This window comes from Sediminibacterium sp. TEGAF015 (assembly GCF_025997995.1).
Lineage (GTDB): Bacteria > Bacteroidota > Bacteroidia > Chitinophagales > Chitinophagaceae > Sediminibacterium.
Genome location: NZ_AP026683.1, coordinates 989,377 through 1,006,533, shown reverse-complemented (window position 1 = coordinate 1,006,533; position 17,157 = coordinate 989,377). Strand labels below are relative to the sequence as shown.

Genomic DNA, 17,157 nt, shown 5'->3' with positions numbered 1-17,157 from the left:
AGTGTCAGGATTGTATAGACTAAATAAGAAGAGTAAGGTCTCACGCCTTACTCTTTTTTATTAAATGAATTTTATAAATCTAATTCTCTCTACTCCACCGTCACACTCTTCGCCAAATTCCTAGGCTTATCAACATCAAGCCCTTTGTAAAGGCCAACATAATAACTTAACAATTGTAGAGGAACAACGCTTAATAAAGGAGCAATGGCTTCATCAGCATCAGGAACAAACATCACATCGTCGGCCATGCCAGGAATCACTTCATCCCCAACAGTAGCAACGGCTAAAACCATTCCTTTACGCGCTTTAATCTCCTGAACGTTCGAAACAATTTTTTCGTAGTAAGAGTCTTTCGTTGCCACAAATACCACTGGAAGATTTTCATCCACCAATGCAATAGGACCGTGCTTCATTTCCGCAGCAGGATAACCTTCTGCGTGTATATAAGAGATCTCTTTTAGTTTTAATGCGCCTTCCAGTGCAACAGGGAAATTGTACCCTCTTCCTAAGAATAAGAAATCAGATGCGTCCTTGTATTTTTCAGCAATACGTTGAATATTCGAAGTGTCTGCTAGTATTTCTTTAATTTTTTCAGGAATGGATTCAAGGTCGTGCATTAGTTGTGCATAGCGATCTTTAGATAAAGTGCCTTTTGCATAACCAATCTTTAATGCCATCATCATCAATACGGCCAACTGACCTGTAAATGCTTTGGTACTAGCTACGCCAATCTCAGGGCCGCTGTGCGTGTATGCGCCTGCATGGCTTAAACGTGCAATAGAACTACCAACCGCGTTTACTACTCCAAAAATGAATGCACCTTTTTCTTTAGCGCTTTCTAATGCTACTAAAGTATCTGCGGTTTCACCACTTTGCGAAATGGCAATGATTACATCACCTTGATGTATCACCGGATTTCTGTAACGGAATTCAGAAGCATATTCTACTTCTACTGGAATACGGCAGAACTCTTCAATTAAATATTCAGCCACCAAACCCGCATGCCAGCTGGTTCCGCAGGCCACAATCATAATACGATTGGCATTAATGAATGCCTCCATATTGTTTTCAATTCCCCCCATCATGATTTGCAAACTATGGGGTAACAATCTACCTCTTAAGCAATCGTGAATAGTACTCGGTTGTTCATGAATTTCTTTCAACATGAAATGGTCATAGCCACCTTTTTCAATAGCAGCCAATTCCATGTCCAGCTTGGTAATAAAAGGCGTTTGCTTTTCATTACCCAGATTTTTTAAAATCAATTCGTCGGGCTTCACAATCGCAATTTCGTAGTCGTTTACATACACTACTTCTTTGGTGTATTCAATAATAGGAGATGCGTCACTCGCTAAAAAATGTTCTCCCTTGCCAATGCCTATTACTAAAGGACTTCCTTTGCGAGCAGCTATAATGGTTTCTGGTTCGTCTTTGGAAATTAATAAAATACAATAAGCACCTACTACACGTTTTAATGCAATACGAAGTGCTTCTTCCAATGAACAGTTGTTGTTGATTTTTATGTCTTCAATAAAATTCAACAAAACTTCCGTGTCGGTATCGCTTTTAAAATGGTATCCTTTGGATTCCAATTCTTTTTTAATCTGGGTATAGTTCTCAATTATACCGTTGTGAATCATGGCCAGTTCGCCACTTTGTGATTGATGCGGATGCGCGTTGCGATCACTGGGTTCTCCGTGGGTAGCCCAGCGGGTATGGCCGATGCCGATATTTGCGTGTACATCTTGTCCAATAGCGGCTTCTTCCAGCTCTGCTACTTTTCCTTTTTTCTTGTAAACTTTAATTTGTTTGTTGTTCAGCAGCGCAACACCTGAACTATCGTAACCGCGGTACTCTAATCTTTTTAGCCCTTTTAACACAATAGGATAGGCTTCTCTTGGTCCTGTATAACCAACAATTCCACACATAATAAATGACTTATTTAGTTACAAGTTTAATTATATTTAATGAATAAATGACTGTTTTGCAAGAACTTGCAGGTATTGAAATAGCGTTTTTTATAATATGCAGTTTTTTGCAGGATTGTCAAGGCGAAGTGAGAAAGCAGAATTAGGTAAGCAGAAAAAAATAATCAGTAGTTCAAAAACCAAATAGTTGTGATAAAAATGAATCGAAGCATGCAAATGAAATTAGAACCCAGATCAATCTTGTTAAAACTTTTTTTTGCAGCAGGTTTGGTTGTTTTCGGTTGGATTACAACTGTTGCGCAATCGACCACGGTATGGATTGTTCGACACGCAGAAAAGGACACAGCTTTTGCCAATCGAGCCAATCCTGATTTAACGCCAGTAGGTAAGCAAAGAGCAATGGACTTGGCTACTTACTTGCAAAAGGAGAATATTGTTCAAGTGTTGAGTACCGATACAAAACGTACTGTACAGACTGCTGCCCATATAAAAGCGCCTATTGAATTGTATAATCCTCGAAGCATTCAAATGGTGGTAGAAAAAATTAATACTACTTGGAAAGGAAAAACTATTTTACTGGTTGGGCACTCCAATACCGTGTTGGAAACCATTGATGCATTGGGAGGAAACAGGCCGGTAGCGCTACTAAATGACGAAGATTATGATTATATATTCAAAGTAGTTATTGACGATGCGGGGAAAGCTACGGCAACAGCTTATCAATATGGGCAGCCGCATCGGGGAGGTAATGCAACTATGCGTTAGCAATGAAAATAGGTTGTTAATTAATAAGTAATTTTGTTATATCTGTCGCTTGCCTAATTGAAAAATGAAAGGGTTATGAAAAAGTTTATTATAGGAATTGTTTTGATGATAGTGTGCATGAGCTTCATGCAAGAAGATAATTTTTATGTTATCTATATAAAAGGTAACGCATTGAATGCTGTTTCGAGTAGGGGTTTAAGATTGGGCGATCCGTTAAAGCCAACTGATAAAGTTGTTTTGCAAGATGCTAATTCAAAAGTTGTGTTGATTCATGCGAAAAGAGGAAGGCTTGAAATTACACCAAAGTCTGCCGGCAAAGACCTGACGGTAAAGGACCAGGTAGCCGCTGTACAGAGTGAGTATAAAATTATTTCGCGCCCTATCAATTATGAGGGCTACAATCCCCGAACTTATTTTCATTCACCCGAAACCAATCAACGTGTGTTGCTGGTAATGGGTGTTCCCTTGCGCATTATTCCTTTTTATAAACTGGATGGGCAAAACTTTTTTTATATAACCTGGCAAGAGAAAGGACAAGAGATTGTTCGTAAAATACCTGCATCCGACAGAGGTATTTATTTTAACGCTTCGGTGTTTGGATCGGGTAATACATTGGCCCCCGGACAGAAAGTGAAGTTCTGTTATCAGCACTTTGAATATGGTATGCTAAAGAACGATGTGCTGGCCGAGTTTGTTCCTGTGATTGCTCCTTTGAGCGAAATTAATCAACAGATTTATCTGATCAGAAAATACAGTGGGCAGAAAGAGCCTCGTGTCATCAATGCATTGATCACTGCCCATCTGAATGACAACTACGGAAAAGTTGGTAGCGAATACTTGCACAGTATTCGCTAGCGGTGCCAGTGTATATTAACTGAATTGTGTTTGCCTTGCAATACGTATTTAGCAAAAGTTTTTCCTGAAGGGATGGGAACTGTTGTTTTTTCTGCAGCGGAGGCTACTTCTTGCAATAACTCATATTCGTCTTTTCCACCTTTGGCAAAATTATTGGTATAGCTTACCCATATTTTCAGTTTCCCTTTTCGCTCATAGGATTTCCAGTTCAGATCAATGCTGTCAGCAGCTGAAGTCAGGGTAGGGTTGGAGATGGATACCGGCCCCATAATGCTTACGCCATCTAACTCATAAGCTTGTTCTTCTGGTATTTTTATTTTTTGAAACCTTGCCATGGTAGGCAATAGGTCAACGATTGCTGGTGTGTTTGTTTTGTAGTAAGCATTCGTTTGTTTCTTGTTGGCCATTAACCAGGTGGTTCTTTCTGCATCCGATTGTCCACCATGGTTTTTTCCTGTTTCAGCATCTCTACCATGATCCGTGGTTATAATGAACAACCAATCTTCCTTGTAATTTTTTTCTCTATAGGTAATTGCTGCATGTATTTTCCCCATTTGCTCATCCAGTTGTGAAATCGCTTTTTCCATTTCACTGCTAAAACCATGTCTATGTCCTATATCGTCTGTATGTTGTAAATAGATCCAGGATAAATCTGGCCCTGCAACACGGATGGTGCTGTCTGCTTTGGCAATCACGTGATCATCTATTAACCGGGTGTATTGAGCTTGTTTATCGTGCGGAAATTGCAGTGTGTCCAATTCATATCCATCAAATGCGAAATCCATTTTGATTCCTCCAGTTGCGGCAAGTCCCTCCCCAATCAATTTGGTTCGGTTGTCTTGCCAGGTAGAAAAAATGGCAATGGTTTTATCCGGATCCTGTTCCTTTAAAAAACGAAATAAGGTGTAATAATTATAATTGGGTTTTTTGATATTGTTGTCTACCACATTGTGTTTGTTGGCCCAGGTGCCTGTAATGAGATTGTTGTAGCCCGGTGCAGAAATAGTGGGGGTTTGATTGTAAGCGTTTTTAATCCCCCCAACAAAAGCCCTTTTAAACAATCCTTTGGAGACAATTCGGTGAAAGTTGGGTGCTGCCGATTTTTCTATGAATTCTGCTGGGATTCCATCTGCAATTACGAAAACAATTTTGGGTATTCTTTGTTGAGCATTTGTCTGGTTTAACAACGAAAAAATAAACAGAACGATGATTGTGAATCGGAACATAGTGAACCTTAAGTTTTAATTAAAAATAATCCTTTTCAATGCAAGATTCAGTGTAATTTTGCCATCATTTTAAACCGTTAAAAACACAATAGAGATATGGAAAATAACCCAATGAATGCTGGTGCTGAAGCCAAGTGTCCTTTTACAGGCGCTACTGCTAAAGCCGTACAATCAGCTGGTGGTGGTACCAGAAACCGTGACTGGTGGCCCAATCAATTAAAATTGAATATACTTCGTCAGAATTCAATGCTTTCCAATCCAATGGATGCGTCTTTTAACTATGCAGAGGAATTCAAGTCGTTGGATTTAGCGGCGGTTAAAAAAGATTTGACTGAGTTGATGACGAATTCTCAGGACTGGTGGCCTGCTGACTATGGTCATTACGGACCTTTCTTTATTCGTATGGCATGGCATAGTGCAGGTACCTACAGAACTGCTGATGGTAGAGGGGGAGCTTGTTCTGGTACGCAACGTTTTGCCCCTCTGAACAGCTGGCCCGATAATACCAACTTGGATAAAGCTCGTTTGTTGTTGTTGCCTATCAAGCAAAAATATGGTCGCAAATTATCTTGGGCCGATTTAATGATATTAGCAGGTAATGTGGCTTTAGAATCTATGGGCTTTAAAACCTTTGGATTTGCAGGTGGTCGTGAAGATGTTTGGGAACCAGAAGAAGATATCTACTGGGGTTCTGAGCGTGAGTGGTTGGGTGACAAGCGTTATACCGGCGATCGTGATTTAGAGAACCCCTTGGCTGCAGTACAAATGGGTTTAATATATGTAAACCCTGAAGGACCTAACGGCAATCCTGATCCATTGGCATCTGCCCGTGATATCCGTGAAACTTTTGCCCGTATGGCCATGAATGATGAAGAAACCGTTGCCTTGATTGCAGGTGGACACACATTCGGAAAAACACACGGGGCTGGTGATCCTAGTAAATATGTAGGAGCTGAGCCTGCTGCTGCCGGATTAGAAGAACAAAGTTTGGGTTGGAAGAATACTTTCGGAACCGGTAATGGTGAATACACCATCACCAGTGGTTTGGAAGGTGCGTGGACTACCACCCCAACCAAGTGGAGCAATAACTATTTCTGGAATTTATTTGGATATGAGTGGGAGTTAACGAAGAGTCCTGCAGGGGCACATCAGTGGATTCCTAAACATGGTATGGGAGCAGATTCAGTTCCTGATGCGCACAATCCTAACAAGCGTCATGCGCCTATTATGTTGACTTCTGACCTAGCATTAAGAGTAGATCCTGCATATGAAAAAATTTCCCGCAAGTTTTACGAGAATCCAGATTTGTTTGCAGAAGCATTTGCAAAAGCATGGTTTAAGTTAACGCATCGTGATATGGGACCGAAGGCATTGTACTTAGGTGCTGAAGTGCCTGCAGAAGAATTGATCTGGCAAGACCCAATCCCTGCGGCTAATTATAAACAAATTGATGCGGCAGATATTGCAGCTTTTAAAGCAGACATTTTAGCAACTGGATTAAGTGTTTCTGAATTGGTATATACTGCTTGGTCTTCTGCGGCTACTTTCCGTGGATCTGACAAACGTGGTGGTGCCAACGGTGGTCGTATCCGTTTAACTCCTCAGAAATATTGGGAGTCTAATCAACCTGCACAATTGAGCAAAGTATTAGATGCATTGGAAGGAGTACAAAAAGCCTTTAATGCAAAAGCAGGTGATAAGCAAGTTTCTATGGCCGACCTAATTGTATTGGGTGGTTGTGCAGCCATTGAGAAAGCAGCGAAAGATGGCGGATTCAATATCACTGTTCCGTTTACACCTGGTAGAACCGATGCTTCTCAAGAGCAAACAGATGTTGAATCATTTGCTGTGCTTGAGCCTATTGCAGATGGTTTTAGAAACTATGCAAAAGCAAAGTACACTTTGTCTGCAGAAGAATTGTTGATTGATAAAGCACAATTGTTAACCCTTACTGCACCTGAAATGACTGCATTGGTAGGTGGTTTGCGTGTGTTGAATGCCAATTACAACGGTTCAAAACATGGTGTATTCACTGATAAGCCTGGTGTGTTAAGCAATGATTTCTTTGTGAATTTGTTAGATCTAGGTCATACCTGGGCACCTACCAATAGCCACAAAGACAGCTTTGAAGCACGTGATCGCAAGACAGGTGAAGTAAAGTGGACAGGTACTCGTGTAGACTTGGTATTTGGTTCTAACTCTGAACTACGTGCATTGGCTGAAGTATACAGTTATGCAGATGGTAAAGAGAAATTCGTGAAAGACTTTGTTGCTGCTTGGAACAAAGTAATGAACCTTGACCGTTTTGACCTTAAGTAAATTTTAGTTGTGTTATTATAAAGCCCCGGGATTTTCCTGGGGCTTTTTTGTTGGGTAATGCTCATTATATTTGACTAAGAACATTTTTTATGAAAGCTAAGTACCTTTTTTATTCGCTTGTTTTTTCGTTATTCCTTATCAGCTGCGCCAGACCTGTCTTTAAAGAGAGATGGTTAAAAGAAGAAGCACCTGGAACTTTTGTTACAAGGTTTGAAACTACGAAAGGCGTTTTTGATGTGGAAGTACATAGGGATTGGTCACCTTTAGCAGTAGACCGTTTTTATCAAACGGTTAAGCATGGCTTTTATAATGGAACGCTTTTTTACAGAGTGGTTCCCAATTTTGTAGCACAATGGGGCAATACAGATACCAGTATATTCAAAAAATGGGCAGCGTATAAATTGCCAGATGAGCCCGTTAAACAAAGCAATGTAAAAGGGTATATGAGTTATGCCCGCAGTGGAAAAGAAACCAGAGGGAGTACACTATTTATCAATCTGGTAGATAATAAACGATTAGATACCTTGGTAGCGGGTGGGGTTAAAGGATATCCACCCATTGGAAAAGTAATTCTGGGTATGCAAGTGGTAGATTCCTTGTATTCGGGTTATGGGGGAGCAACAATGGCTAAATACGATAGCCTCCAGAAATATCCGGAACTGTTTCTGAAGCAGTTCCCTAAGTTGGACAAAATTCAAAAGGCGTATATACGTAAATAGGTAGGTTTTCTTTTAAGGATAACTTAATCAGGTTTAAAGAGATTTGAACCTTAGTTTGATATATTTGTTTACCCCAATATCCATGACAACAAACGAGATCATCCAATTGCTACCCGCATTTCTGCGTAACTCTGTTACGTATTCTGTTATTATCACAGATTTAGAAGGGAAGTATATATATGTGAATGATCTTTTTAAAGAGCGCTTTGCTTTTTTAGGGGTCGATTTTATTGGTAAGCCCGTTGAGATAGCCATTCATCCGGGCGACTTGGAAAATTGTAATGCCATTGTACAGAAATGTTTTCAGTTTCCCGATCAGGCATTTCCTATAGAAATCAGAAAACCCAGTAACAATGAAAATGAATTTCATTGGACGCATTGGGAATTTTCATTGTTTAAAGATTCAGCAGGAACTCCAGTAGGCATTTTATGTTTGGGACATGATATTACAGCGGGTAAGCGAAGCGAGGAACAAATTGTATATCAGAACGAGCGTTTAAAACAAATAACCTGGCAACAATCGCATGAACTCAGAAGGCATGTGGTGAACATCATGGGGCTGTATAATATCATTAAATTCGATGCCCATTTAACCGAAGAAGAAAAAGCCCATCACTTAGAAACCTTGCTAAAAGAAACCAAAGAATTGGATCTTACCATTCATTCAATCGTTGCCAGTAGTATAGGTTAAATTATTTCTTTTCCATTGGAGGAGGTGGTGGAGGCGCTGGCATATTTGAATTAGATATATCTCTGAATACTTTCCATTGGTCACCTACTTTTTTCCAAAGTACAATGAATTTTTCCTGACCAACTACTTGGTCTTTTACATAAATTTTTACGCCACCTTCTTCCGCTAGCAAATCTTCTGTGCCCCAAACTTCATTGGTGGTTAATTCTATTTTGGTTACGCCTGAATTAATAATGCCTCCAAAAACAGATTGGATGGCTGCTTTACCAGAAGCTGCTGGCATGCCCGTAAACATTAATTTGGCGTCGTCTGTGTACATATTGGCAACTCCCACCGAATCGCCTTTAGCAATGGCGTCCATAGTCATTTTATTGGCTGCTTCAATTTCTGTTTTGGCTTTGGCCAAATCGAAAGCAGGTTTAGAGTTTTCTGTATTCGCTGGTTTACAGCTGAAGAACAGGGTTGATGCTACTAAGCTGGTAGTGAGGAATAAAGCAATTTTTTTCATTGTGTTAGGTTTTAGCTTATAAGTTAGCAAAATTTCTAAACAAAATAAAAAAGAATCGGCAAGCGCTTTATCTCATCAGCATCAATGCTGCCATGGTTTCTATGCCTTCGAAGAAATTCTTAAGGCGAATATTTTCATTCTCTGCGTGCTGGTTGTTGTCGTGGTTGGCAATAGGTACAGTTATGGTTCTGGCTTTTAAAATTTGCTCAAATAAATAGAGGGGTAAGCTTCCGCCCATAGTAGGTTGCAATACTACTTGATCCGGGGTAGTAGTTTGAACAGCTTTGATCACCCTTTGCGCCATCGGCAAATCCATAGGAGTACGCTGTGCATTCATGCCGTCTGCATCAGCAATTACTTTAATGAGTTTGGGGTATTGATTTCTTTCTTCCTCGGTGGGGTCTTTGTAAATCACATGAAAGCCCTGTGCTTTGATATGGTCAATTACTTTTTGTTGTTGTCTTTTCCAATCGTTGCCCAATACCAATCTTAAATCTAACACGGCTGTTGCAAATGTAGGGATTTGATTGGATGCCATTTTGCCTACGTTCCCACTTTGTATGCCATTGATATTGAGGGAGGGAAGGTTGATCGATTCACCTAAAGACAGGCCTTTCATTTCAGGGGTATTGAATCCCAACTCTGCTTTCATTTGATTGTCTACGGGAGGAACTTCTTGCAATGCTTTTTTCTCTGTTGCGGTTAAAGGGGTTACATCATCGTAAAATCCTTTGATGGTTACACGGCCCTGCTCATTTTTCATGCTGGCCAGTAGGGTAGATAGTTGCAATGCAGGATTGGGGGCCCAGTTGCCATAGTGTCCACTATGCAAAGGTCTTTTAGAAGCATATACGGTAAGATCTACATGCGTATCACCACGCACACCAAATACAATTTGTTTCTTACCGCTCTGGTGCACAGGTCCATCACAAATAATCCATAAATCCGATTGTAGTTTCGGCGCATACTTTTGTAGAATTTCATCTAAATGCGGAGAGCCTGCTTCTTCTTCACCCTCAAAGAAAAATTTGATATTATATGCCAACGGTAGGTTCAATTTTTTGATTGCTGAGTAGGCATGTAAGATGGCTGCAACCCCTGCTTTGTCGTCCGATGCACCTCTGGCATAAATGCGATAATTGGGATCAATGGGTTGTGTTGAAAATGGAATCGGTGTTCCTTTTTTATCCAATGCATCGGTATACAACTTCGGTTGAAAGGGGGCCAATCCTTTGGCCCATTGGGCAGGGTTTACGGGTTGTCCGTCATAGTGGGCATAAAAGATGAGGGTTTGGGTTGCGCCGGGAGTAGTCACTTCTCCGTACACAACGGGTGGCGTATTCGGTGTAGCGGCCTGCAATAATTGGACGTTTTGAATCCCCCTTTGCTGCATCATTTGCTGAATAAAGTCGGTATTCTTTCTTAGTCCTGCGGTATCATTGGCAGTGTTGGGGATGGTTAGAAAATCTACGTATTCCTTTAGAATCGCATTGGTATTTTCTTCCCTGAATTTGCGAACAGCTAGGGTCTCTTTGGATTGAGAAAAAGTTTGAGTGCAAAGGCATACAGCGAAAAAAGTTATAAGGGATTTCATAAGAATCAGTTGATAATTGTATAAATGGTTTTGAAGTAATTTAAATAGTCTTTTCTAGAAAATGGAGTTTTTTTTGCTGCCAGGAACAACGTGATTCTGTCCTCATTGGTTATGGGTTCAATTCTTTCTCTTAATAGTTCTTCCAAAGAAGTGTTAATCTTGTTTAACATGAATTCAATGAACTCGGTTGATTCTCCTTTTTTATCGCTATTAGACAATGCTTTGTAATAGGCTTTTTGATTTTTGCTGATGATGGTTTCAAAGGGAAGGTATTCGAATAAAGAATAGGATTGGATCAATAAAATGGTTTGCCAAAGTCTTCCCATTCTTCCATTACCGTCAGAAAAAGGATGTATAAATTCAGTGCCCAGGTTGAGGTATCAAGCCTTTCATTAAAATTTTATGTGCCCGTAAAAAGGATTTCTCACTGTTAGGTTTTAATTGATCTACAGTTAATGTATTTCCTTCAATAGCTAATGATGCCTGGATGGTTCTGATTCTATTTTTTTTGCGTAGGGTAGCTTCATGTGATAGTATCATATGATACTATTAAAGATAGGAGAATTGCTTAATAGTTTATCTGCCCCCATTTGATTTGTTTGGCTAATGTTATATACACTAGTAAGATTCCTTTTCGTTGGGGAAATTGTGCTCTTTTACATCTAAAAGATACTTTTTTACGGCAGCTGAAATAAGTGAATGTGCATTTAAATATTGCCTTACAAATTTTGGTTTAAAGGTTGGATCTAGGCCAATTAAGTCATTAATAACCAAGACCTGTCCATCACAAGCATTACCAGCACCAATGCCAATCACTGGTATTGTCAATGCAGTAGTGATTTTTTTTCCAATTTTGGCTGGAACTTTTTCCAGAACCAGCGCAAAGCAACCAGCTTTCTCTAATGCTATAGCATCTTTCAATAATTTATCTTGTGCTGTTTTTGTAGTTGCTTGTAATTCAAATGAGCCAAATTGATGGATACTTTGCGGAGTTAAACCTAAATGCCCCATAACAGGTATTCCTGCATCAGTAATTCTCTTAATGCTATTTTCTATTTCAATTCCACCTTCAAGCTTAATGGCTTGTGCGTTGGTTTCTTTTATAATTCTTATTGCATTTTCTACTGCTCGATCCTCATTTATCTGGTAAGAGCCAAATGGCATGTCAATCACTACTAAAGCATTTTTAATACCTTTTACTACAGCTTTGCCGTGATATATCATTTCCTCAATGGTTACTGGTACAGTAGTATCGTTTCCTTGAAAAACATTGGATAAGCTATCGCCTACTAATACTATCTCTATACCAACTTCATCAACTATTTTAGCCATCGTATAATCATACGATGTTAACATAGTAATCTTCTTTTGCTCTTTTTTTAGTTGGCAAATGGTCTTAACTGTTTGTTTCATATCCTATAATTATATTATCTATCAGTCTTACGCCTTCAATTGTAGCGGCAGTTAAAATATATACTGGATTTTGGTTAGTAGAAGAATCATTTACTAATTCAAAATGTTGATCTGCAAATTCAAAATAATCAACTGACTCAAATCCATTTGTTAAGATTGTAGTTATACAAAACTGTTTAATTGTATCGAGATTACTGCTCTTAGATAAGATTTGTTCTTTTGCTGACTTAAGCATTTCAATTAAAATCAATGCTTTGTTCTTTGCATCATTACTCAATCTTTTGTTTCTACTGCTTAAAGCCAATCCTTTTTCGTTTCTAGAGGTTGCACAAAAAATCAGTTCAACAGCGGGTTCATATTTTTTCAGATGAATCATTTTTTCAATCACTTTACATTGTTGCAAGTCTTTTATCCCTAAATAAAGTTTATTAGGTTGAATCAGTTCAATAAATCTATTGACAACATTGCAAACCCCCTGAAAGTGGCCTGGTCTGTACAATCCCTCTAAAATATGTTCAATTTTACCTAAATTAAATATTTCATATTTATAGTCGATTGGGAAAACGACTTCTTGTGTAGGAATAAATACGCAGTCACAACCTACTTGTTCCAATAATTTGATGTCTTGTTCAATATTTCTTGGATATTTAATAAAGTCATCCTCATTTGTAAATTGAATTTTATTTACAAATACACTGCAAATTGTAGTGTCGTCATTTTGTTTTGATGTTCTAATTAAATTAAGATGTCCTTCGTGTAAAGCGCCCATTGTTGGGACAAAACCAATATTCCCGTTATTTTTAACTGTGTTTAAATAACTTGCTAATTCATTTGCTGTGCTAATAATTTGCATCGATATTGTGTAATAAGGTTGTAAAGTTCATTGATTTTAATGTAGAAATATTAAGTTTGATTATGTTTTTAGATAAAAAGATATTATTGGGGATTACTGGAAGCATTTCTGCTTACAAAATGTATCAATTTATTAGAGTTCTAAAGCAAAAAGGTGCAAATGTAAGAGTGATTGTTACGCCCAATGCTAAAGCATTTGTTTCCACAACGATCTTATCAACATTTTCTGAGCACAAAGTGTATTGTGAGTTTGTTGAAGATGATTTATGGCAAAATCATGTGCATTTGGGCAGATGGGCTGATCTGTTTGTTATTGCACCTGCAAGTTGTACAACCATCTCTAAGTTAGTGAATGGATTGGCTGATAATTTTTTGGTTGCTACTTATTTAAGTTGTCCTGCCCCTGTAATCCTTTTTCCGTCAATGGATGAGGATATGTGGCTTCATCCTAGTACACAACATAATATTTCTTTATTACAACAAAGGGGTAATACAGTCGTTGAACCGAGTACTGGTTCATTGGCAAGTGGCCTAAATGGGAAAGGAAGATTGCCTGAAATAGAAGAGATGATTAACTATATTGAATCAAATTTCATAAGACAATCAATATTAGCTGGGAAAAAAGTGTTGGTAACTGCGGGCCCAACTGAAGAGCCAATTGATCCTGTGAGGGTTATTACCAATCGATCTTCTGGGAAAATGGGATATGCCATAGCAGAATCTTTATATATGCTCGGAGCAGAAGTATACTTGGTTTCTGGGCCAGTTGCAATAAAGACTAAATATACTGGTATTCATTTGATACAAGTGAATACCGCTGATGAAATGTATTCAGCATGTAATCAATTTAGAGAAAGTTATGATTATGCAGTTTTTACCGCTGCAGTTGCTGATTACACGATTCCAAATAGGAGTGACAAAAAAATTAAAAAGCTGGATCAAGACCTGCAAATTAATCTTACCAAAACCAAAGATATTCTTGGGACATTGGGTTTGCAGAAATTACCACACCAGAAAGTTATTGGATTTGCATTAGAAACAGACAACGCAGTTGATAATGCCATTGAAAAATTGACTAAAAAAAACGCTGATTTAATTGTTTTAAATCATTTAAGCGATACCAATAGTTGTTTTAATCAAGATCAAATGGAAGTATCTTTCATCAGTAAAGATGAAATACAAAAATTTAGTTCATTATCAAAAATTGAGATTGCTTCAAAATTGTCAAATTATATTATTAAAAATTGGCTACAGTGAAATGGAGTTTACAAGGTAAAGTTGCCTTAATTACTGGAGGAACAAAGGGTATAGGATTGGCCATTGTTAATGAGTTTTTATCATTAGGTGCGAGTGTGGTCATCATAGCCAGAAATCAGCACGATATTGACCTGGATATTGCTCATTGGCAAAAGAAGGGACAGCAAATTTGGATTGTTGCAGCTGATTTAACAGATTATGATAATTATCAAAAACTAACTACACAATTACAGCTTGAAAAGCTTGATATTTTAGTAAATAATGTAGGCGGTAATTTTCCAAAAAAATTCATTGAATATAGTGTAGAAGAAATTCATCAAATATTTAATTTAAATCTTTTCTCTGTAATTCGCTTAACACAACTTTTATTTGAACCATTGAAAAAAGCAAATGGAGCAGTTGTTATCAATATTAGTTCGATTGCAGGCTTTGAAGATGTTGGAACAGGAAGTATCTATGCTATTACAAAAGCTGCTTTAATTCAATTGACCAAATCCTTAGCAATTGAATGGGCACCTTATAAAATAAGGGTGAACTCCGTTGCTCCTTGGTTCACTTCTACCGGCCGGATTAATACATTATTGCATGATGAAAAGTTACAAGATTTTGTGATTTCTAATACCCCGATGAATCGAATTGCATCCCCCGAAGAAATAGCCAATGCCGTTGCTTATTTAGCAATGCCAACTTCCTCATATATTACTGGGGAAACAATTAAAGTTGATGGGGGCTTTAGTGCAAATGCTAAGTAAATTAATTGTAAAATTATCAGGATCACTACTAATCACAATCGCAGAAAGGTCTTTAGAAATGCCTTTTTCGAGTTTTTACTATATGGTTTGCCTTATGTATTTCCTCGGTCTCCTGGTCCAATGACTAAGGGGATGGCAACTAGTCACAGTCATAAATATTTTAAGGGCAATATAGTTAGTAATGAAATCTAAGTATTGCCAGATTCTAATGGTAGCGATTATGGTCAAGCAATAGAGCCACTTTATAGTAATCAGGTAAAAGCCGCAAAAGAGGATAGTCGATTGTATGAAATTCTTGCTATGCTTGATGTAATTCGAGTAGGGAAGAATCGGGAGAAAAAGGTCGCTATTAATTATTTGCGTAAATTATTGTTGAATGAGGGGTAGGGGGGATTAAAGTGCTCTTGCTATTTTTCTGGCTGCGGGTCGTTTTTTTATTGTTCTTATTTTGATAGGAGGAGTTAGCTTTAATGCATAAGGTTTATTCAATGCATCCTGACTGATTTTGAAATTTTGAGATAGAATTCGAATGGTTTCTTTAGATAGTCCTTTTTTATATTTCTGCATGTCTGATACCAGCCCTTCATTATATTTAATAATGATGCTAAATCAACAGCTTTCAGTTGATGATCGCTCATTAAATATTTGAGTAGCTCAATGGGGTCGGCATCACCGAAACTTTTATGTTCTGCATCATATTTTTCAATGAGTAAATAAAGTAATTCAATTTCATCTTGAATTGCCTTGGTTTTTTTGTTGCTTTCAACTAGTGTTTCCAAAATGCTGCAATACCTTTTGTATTGGGTGTCGGACTTAATTATTGTATATGTTAAGTGAGGCATTGGGGTGGTTATTAATATAACCAATTTTCATAAAGTTCACGAAAATTGAAGTTTTAATGTTGCAAAATTAAAACCCTAAATTGCACATATGTTGATCTTATTAGACATAGATGGTGTCATGGTTCCAGCTAAAGGTTGGAAAAGCCCTGAACTCTTGAATGATGGATTCCCTGAGTTTAGTTCAAAGGCAACTATTGCCCTACAACAGCTGATTTCTGATGATGATACTATCATGCTGACCACTTCTCATAAGACTAATTTTAGTATTGAAGAATGGAAAAGTATCTTCAGAAATAGAGGCATTCATACTAATAAAATAGAGCGACTTCCTGAGAATATTGATAATCTTAATAGGAAAGATGAAATTGTCAATTGGTTTAAAGTCAATAATACCAAAGAAAACTTTATCATTATTGATGATGATACTTCTTTGAATGATCTCCCTGATTATCTGAAGGCGCATTTAGTTCAGCCCAGTCCTTTAATAGGTCTTACTGAGGAGCATTTATTGAAGTTGGGTGAGTTGAGGTAAAGGGGGATTAGAGGCGCTGGGTAGTAGGAGGTGGCTGAGTAATCTTTGTATATTCCAATATGAATTGGCAAGACCATATCGTTACTGATAATCAAGTTCTACTTGGAAAACCTACCATCAAGGGTACTAGGATTTCTGTAGAGTTGGTATTGGAATTATTTTCTGCTGGTTGGACGGAGAAACAAATCCTTGAGCCTTATCCAACAGTTACTGCTGAATCTTTGAGGGCTGTATTTGCTTACTTGAAGGAATGTATACAGCAAGAATTGTACTTCCCTATATTAAAACCTTTATAGGCAGTTAAATGTAATTAATTGTCTCTGTATTTGTTATAAAAAAAGCCGCTTAGAAAGCGGCTTTAATTTTTTTATTAGAGACCTTCAAAATCTCTTATCGTTTTATTCTTCATGGTTTTTAATTTAATTTAAGGTACGATATTTATTTTTCATAAATCAGGCGTTTTTCAGAGTCAACAATTGCTTATATATTGAATCTATTTTAGATGAACTTAAAAGCAGTGGATTACACTTTTTTGCCATACCGCTTAGCTCTTACTTCTTCCACTACCTGAGTGATTTCTTCTAAGCTAGGTGTATTAGTTGCATTGCCCCTCATTTTATTGAGATAAGTTTTAGTTTTAACTACGTTAATAATTGGCTCTCCAAATACTTCTTCTAATTTAAAGATAGTCTCCGTTTCAATATTCTTTACACCATTCAATAATTTGCTTATTGCAGCTTCAGAAACACCTAAAGCATCAGCCAATTCTTTTTGTTTACCATTCATATGTTTATGCAACAAGTAATGAATTCTATCAAGTAACTGCATGTAGAAATCCACTTTTCTAAGTTCAAGTGATGGCTGGGCTTCCTTGAACTTTTGTAAATTCTTTAGCTGCATGGCA

19 protein-coding genes are annotated in these 17,157 nt (G+C 37.8%); 9 read left to right on the top strand and 10 right to left on the bottom strand.

The window, feature by feature from the left end:
* Window positions 1-89: 89 nt before the first annotated feature.
* On the bottom strand, window positions 90-1,928 hold the full coding sequence (gene glmS / locus TEGAF0_RS04520) for a glutamine--fructose-6-phosphate transaminase (isomerizing) (RefSeq protein ID WP_264900413.1): 1,839 nt from the start codon (window positions 1,926-1,928) through the stop codon (window positions 90-92).
* A gap of 210 nt (window positions 1,929-2,138) precedes the next feature.
* On the opposite strand from glmS, the gene TEGAF0_RS04515 reads away from it, so the two are divergent.
* Together TEGAF0_RS04515 and TEGAF0_RS04510 are read left to right on the top strand one after the other, a co-directional pair.
* Window positions 2,139-2,693 carry a SixA phosphatase family protein gene (locus tag TEGAF0_RS04515; RefSeq protein ID WP_264900411.1) on the top strand — a complete coding sequence of 185 codons (555 nt, stop codon included), beginning with the start codon at window positions 2,139-2,141 and terminating at the stop codon, window positions 2,691-2,693.
* Window positions 2,694-2,768: 75 nt separating this feature from the next.
* A complete protein-coding gene (locus TEGAF0_RS04510; protein ID WP_264900409.1) occupies window positions 2,769-3,548 on the top strand; it encodes a hypothetical protein in 780 nt (259 codons plus the stop codon).
* Here the strand turns inward: TEGAF0_RS04510 and TEGAF0_RS04505 are convergent.
* A complete protein-coding gene (locus tag TEGAF0_RS04505; RefSeq protein WP_264900407.1) occupies window positions 3,545-4,774 on the bottom strand; it encodes an alkaline phosphatase family protein in 1,230 nt (409 codons plus the stop codon). The two genes, TEGAF0_RS04510 and TEGAF0_RS04505, sit on opposite strands and share 4 nt — an antisense overlap.
* A 96-nt stretch (window positions 4,775-4,870) precedes the next feature.
* Here TEGAF0_RS04505 and katG point away from each other — a divergent pair, with 96 nt between their 5' ends.
* The 3 genes from katG to TEGAF0_RS04490 all read left to right on the top strand — a co-directional run bounded on the left by katG (window position 4,871) and on the right by TEGAF0_RS04490 (window position 8,503).
* Window positions 4,871-7,093 carry a catalase/peroxidase HPI gene (gene katG / locus TEGAF0_RS04500; RefSeq protein ID WP_264900405.1) on the top strand — a complete coding sequence of 741 codons (2,223 nt, stop codon included), beginning with the start codon at window positions 4,871-4,873 and terminating at the stop codon, window positions 7,091-7,093.
* Between the two features lie 89 nt (window positions 7,094-7,182).
* Window positions 7,183-7,812: a peptidylprolyl isomerase gene (locus TEGAF0_RS04495; protein ID WP_264900403.1), complete on the top strand. Its 630-nt coding sequence runs from the start codon at window positions 7,183-7,185 to the stop codon at window positions 7,810-7,812.
* 82 nt (window positions 7,813-7,894) lie between these two features.
* Window positions 7,895-8,503 (top strand): PAS domain-containing protein, encoded by a 609-nt coding sequence (locus tag TEGAF0_RS04490; protein ID WP_264900402.1) that lies wholly within the window; start codon window positions 7,895-7,897, stop codon window positions 8,501-8,503.
* Window position 8,504: 1 nt separating this feature from the next.
* Here the strand turns inward: TEGAF0_RS04490 and TEGAF0_RS04485 are convergent, their stop codons facing one another.
* The 6 genes from TEGAF0_RS04485 to panC all read right to left on the bottom strand — a co-directional run bounded on the left by TEGAF0_RS04485 (window position 8,505) and on the right by panC (window position 12,871).
* Window positions 8,505-9,011 (bottom strand): YybH family protein, encoded by a 507-nt coding sequence (locus TEGAF0_RS04485; RefSeq protein WP_264900400.1) that lies wholly within the window; start codon window positions 9,009-9,011, stop codon window positions 8,505-8,507.
* A 67-nt stretch (window positions 9,012-9,078) separates the two neighbouring features.
* On the bottom strand, window positions 9,079-10,605 hold the full coding sequence (locus TEGAF0_RS04480) for a M20/M25/M40 family metallo-hydrolase (RefSeq protein WP_264900399.1): 1,527 nt from the start codon (window positions 10,603-10,605) through the stop codon (window positions 9,079-9,081).
* A 5-nt stretch (window positions 10,606-10,610) separates the two neighbouring features.
* A complete protein-coding gene (locus tag TEGAF0_RS04475; RefSeq protein ID WP_458574901.1) occupies window positions 10,611-10,961 on the bottom strand; it encodes a Fic family protein in 351 nt (116 codons plus the stop codon).
* A 4-nt stretch (window positions 10,962-10,965) separates the two neighbouring features.
* The gene (locus TEGAF0_RS04470; protein WP_264900397.1) at window positions 10,966-11,145 is read right to left on the bottom strand and encodes a hypothetical protein; all 180 of its coding nucleotides are present in this window, start codon (window positions 11,143-11,145) and stop codon (window positions 10,966-10,968) included.
* Window positions 11,146-11,223: 78 nt separating this feature from the next.
* Window positions 11,224-12,018, bottom strand: coding sequence for a 3-methyl-2-oxobutanoate hydroxymethyltransferase (gene panB / locus TEGAF0_RS04465; protein ID WP_264900395.1), 795 nt, complete (start codon window positions 12,016-12,018; stop codon window positions 11,224-11,226).
* On the bottom strand, window positions 12,002-12,871 hold the full coding sequence (gene panC, locus TEGAF0_RS04460) for a pantoate--beta-alanine ligase (protein ID WP_264900394.1): 870 nt from the start codon (window positions 12,869-12,871) through the stop codon (window positions 12,002-12,004). Before panC ends, panB begins: the two co-directional genes overlap by 17 nt.
* A 62-nt stretch (window positions 12,872-12,933) precedes the next feature.
* Between panC and coaBC the strand changes: the two genes are divergently transcribed.
* Both coaBC and TEGAF0_RS04450 read left to right on the top strand, forming a co-directional pair.
* Window positions 12,934-14,127, top strand: a complete 1,194-nt coding sequence (coaBC, locus tag TEGAF0_RS04455; protein ID WP_264900392.1) for a bifunctional phosphopantothenoylcysteine decarboxylase/phosphopantothenate--cysteine ligase CoaBC — start codon at window positions 12,934-12,936, stop codon at window positions 14,125-14,127.
* The gene (locus TEGAF0_RS04450; RefSeq protein WP_264900390.1) at window positions 14,124-14,879 is read left to right on the top strand and encodes an SDR family oxidoreductase; all 756 of its coding nucleotides are present in this window, start codon (window positions 14,124-14,126) and stop codon (window positions 14,877-14,879) included. The genes coaBC and TEGAF0_RS04450 overlap by 4 nt, the downstream gene beginning before the upstream one ends.
* Before the next feature lie 393 nt (window positions 14,880-15,272).
* Here the strand turns inward: TEGAF0_RS04450 and TEGAF0_RS04445 are convergent, their stop codons facing one another.
* On the bottom strand, window positions 15,273-15,446 hold the full coding sequence (locus tag TEGAF0_RS04445) for a hypothetical protein (protein ID WP_264900388.1): 174 nt from the start codon (window positions 15,444-15,446) through the stop codon (window positions 15,273-15,275).
* 363 nt (window positions 15,447-15,809) lie between these two features.
* Between TEGAF0_RS04445 and TEGAF0_RS04440 the strand changes: the two genes are divergently transcribed.
* On the top strand, window positions 15,810-16,253 hold the full coding sequence (locus TEGAF0_RS04440) for an HAD domain-containing protein (RefSeq protein WP_264900387.1): 444 nt from the start codon (window positions 15,810-15,812) through the stop codon (window positions 16,251-16,253).
* Window positions 16,254-16,312: 59 nt separating this feature from the next.
* Complete coding sequence (locus tag TEGAF0_RS04435; protein ID WP_264900386.1) at window positions 16,313-16,549, top strand: DUF433 domain-containing protein; 237 nt, start codon at window positions 16,313-16,315, stop codon at window positions 16,547-16,549.
* A gap of 226 nt (window positions 16,550-16,775) precedes the next feature.
* Here TEGAF0_RS04435 and TEGAF0_RS04430 read toward each other — a convergent pair whose 3' ends face one another.
* On the bottom strand, window positions 16,776-17,153 hold the full coding sequence (locus TEGAF0_RS04430) for a helix-turn-helix domain-containing protein (protein WP_264900384.1): 378 nt from the start codon (window positions 17,151-17,153) through the stop codon (window positions 16,776-16,778).
* Window positions 17,154-17,157 lie beyond the last annotated feature (4 nt).

Excerpts from the sequence above, each read along its gene's own strand:
- coaBC (WP_264900392.1), top strand. The coding sequence starts at position 12,934 with ATGTTTTTAGATAAAAAGATATTATTGGGGATTACTGGAAGCATTTCT.
- panC (WP_264900394.1), bottom strand. The coding sequence starts at position 12,871 with ATGCAAATTATTAGCACAGCAAATGAATTAGCAAGTTATTTAAACACA.
- TEGAF0_RS04445 (WP_264900388.1), bottom strand. The coding sequence starts at position 15,446 with ATGCAGAAATATAAAAAAGGACTATCTAAAGAAACCATTCGAATTCTA.
- TEGAF0_RS04435 (WP_264900386.1), top strand. The coding sequence starts at position 16,313 with ATGAATTGGCAAGACCATATCGTTACTGATAATCAAGTTCTACTTGGA.
- glmS (WP_264900413.1), bottom strand. The coding sequence starts at position 1,928 with ATGTGTGGAATTGTTGGTTATACAGGACCAAGAGAAGCCTATCCTATT.
- TEGAF0_RS04495 (WP_264900403.1), top strand. The coding sequence starts at position 7,183 with ATGAAAGCTAAGTACCTTTTTTATTCGCTTGTTTTTTCGTTATTCCTT.
- TEGAF0_RS04515 (WP_264900411.1), top strand. The coding sequence starts at position 2,139 with ATGCAAATGAAATTAGAACCCAGATCAATCTTGTTAAAACTTTTTTTT.
- TEGAF0_RS04505 (WP_264900407.1), bottom strand. The coding sequence starts at position 4,774 with ATGTTCCGATTCACAATCATCGTTCTGTTTATTTTTTCGTTGTTAAAC.
- panB (WP_264900395.1), bottom strand. The coding sequence starts at position 12,018 with ATGAAACAAACAGTTAAGACCATTTGCCAACTAAAAAAAGAGCAAAAG.
- TEGAF0_RS04490 (WP_264900402.1), top strand. The coding sequence starts at position 7,895 with ATGACAACAAACGAGATCATCCAATTGCTACCCGCATTTCTGCGTAAC.
- TEGAF0_RS04470 (WP_264900397.1), bottom strand. The coding sequence starts at position 11,145 with ATGATACTATCACATGAAGCTACCCTACGCAAAAAAAATAGAATCAGA.
- TEGAF0_RS04480 (WP_264900399.1), bottom strand. The coding sequence starts at position 10,605 with ATGAAATCCCTTATAACTTTTTTCGCTGTATGCCTTTGCACTCAAACT.
- TEGAF0_RS04440 (WP_264900387.1), top strand. The coding sequence starts at position 15,810 with ATGTTGATCTTATTAGACATAGATGGTGTCATGGTTCCAGCTAAAGGT.
- TEGAF0_RS04485 (WP_264900400.1), bottom strand. The coding sequence starts at position 9,011 with ATGAAAAAAATTGCTTTATTCCTCACTACCAGCTTAGTAGCATCAACC.
- TEGAF0_RS04430 (WP_264900384.1), bottom strand. The coding sequence starts at position 17,153 with ATGCAGCTAAAGAATTTACAAAAGTTCAAGGAAGCCCAGCCATCACTT.
- TEGAF0_RS04510 (WP_264900409.1), top strand. The coding sequence starts at position 2,769 with ATGAAAAAGTTTATTATAGGAATTGTTTTGATGATAGTGTGCATGAGC.
- katG (WP_264900405.1), top strand. The coding sequence starts at position 4,871 with ATGGAAAATAACCCAATGAATGCTGGTGCTGAAGCCAAGTGTCCTTTT.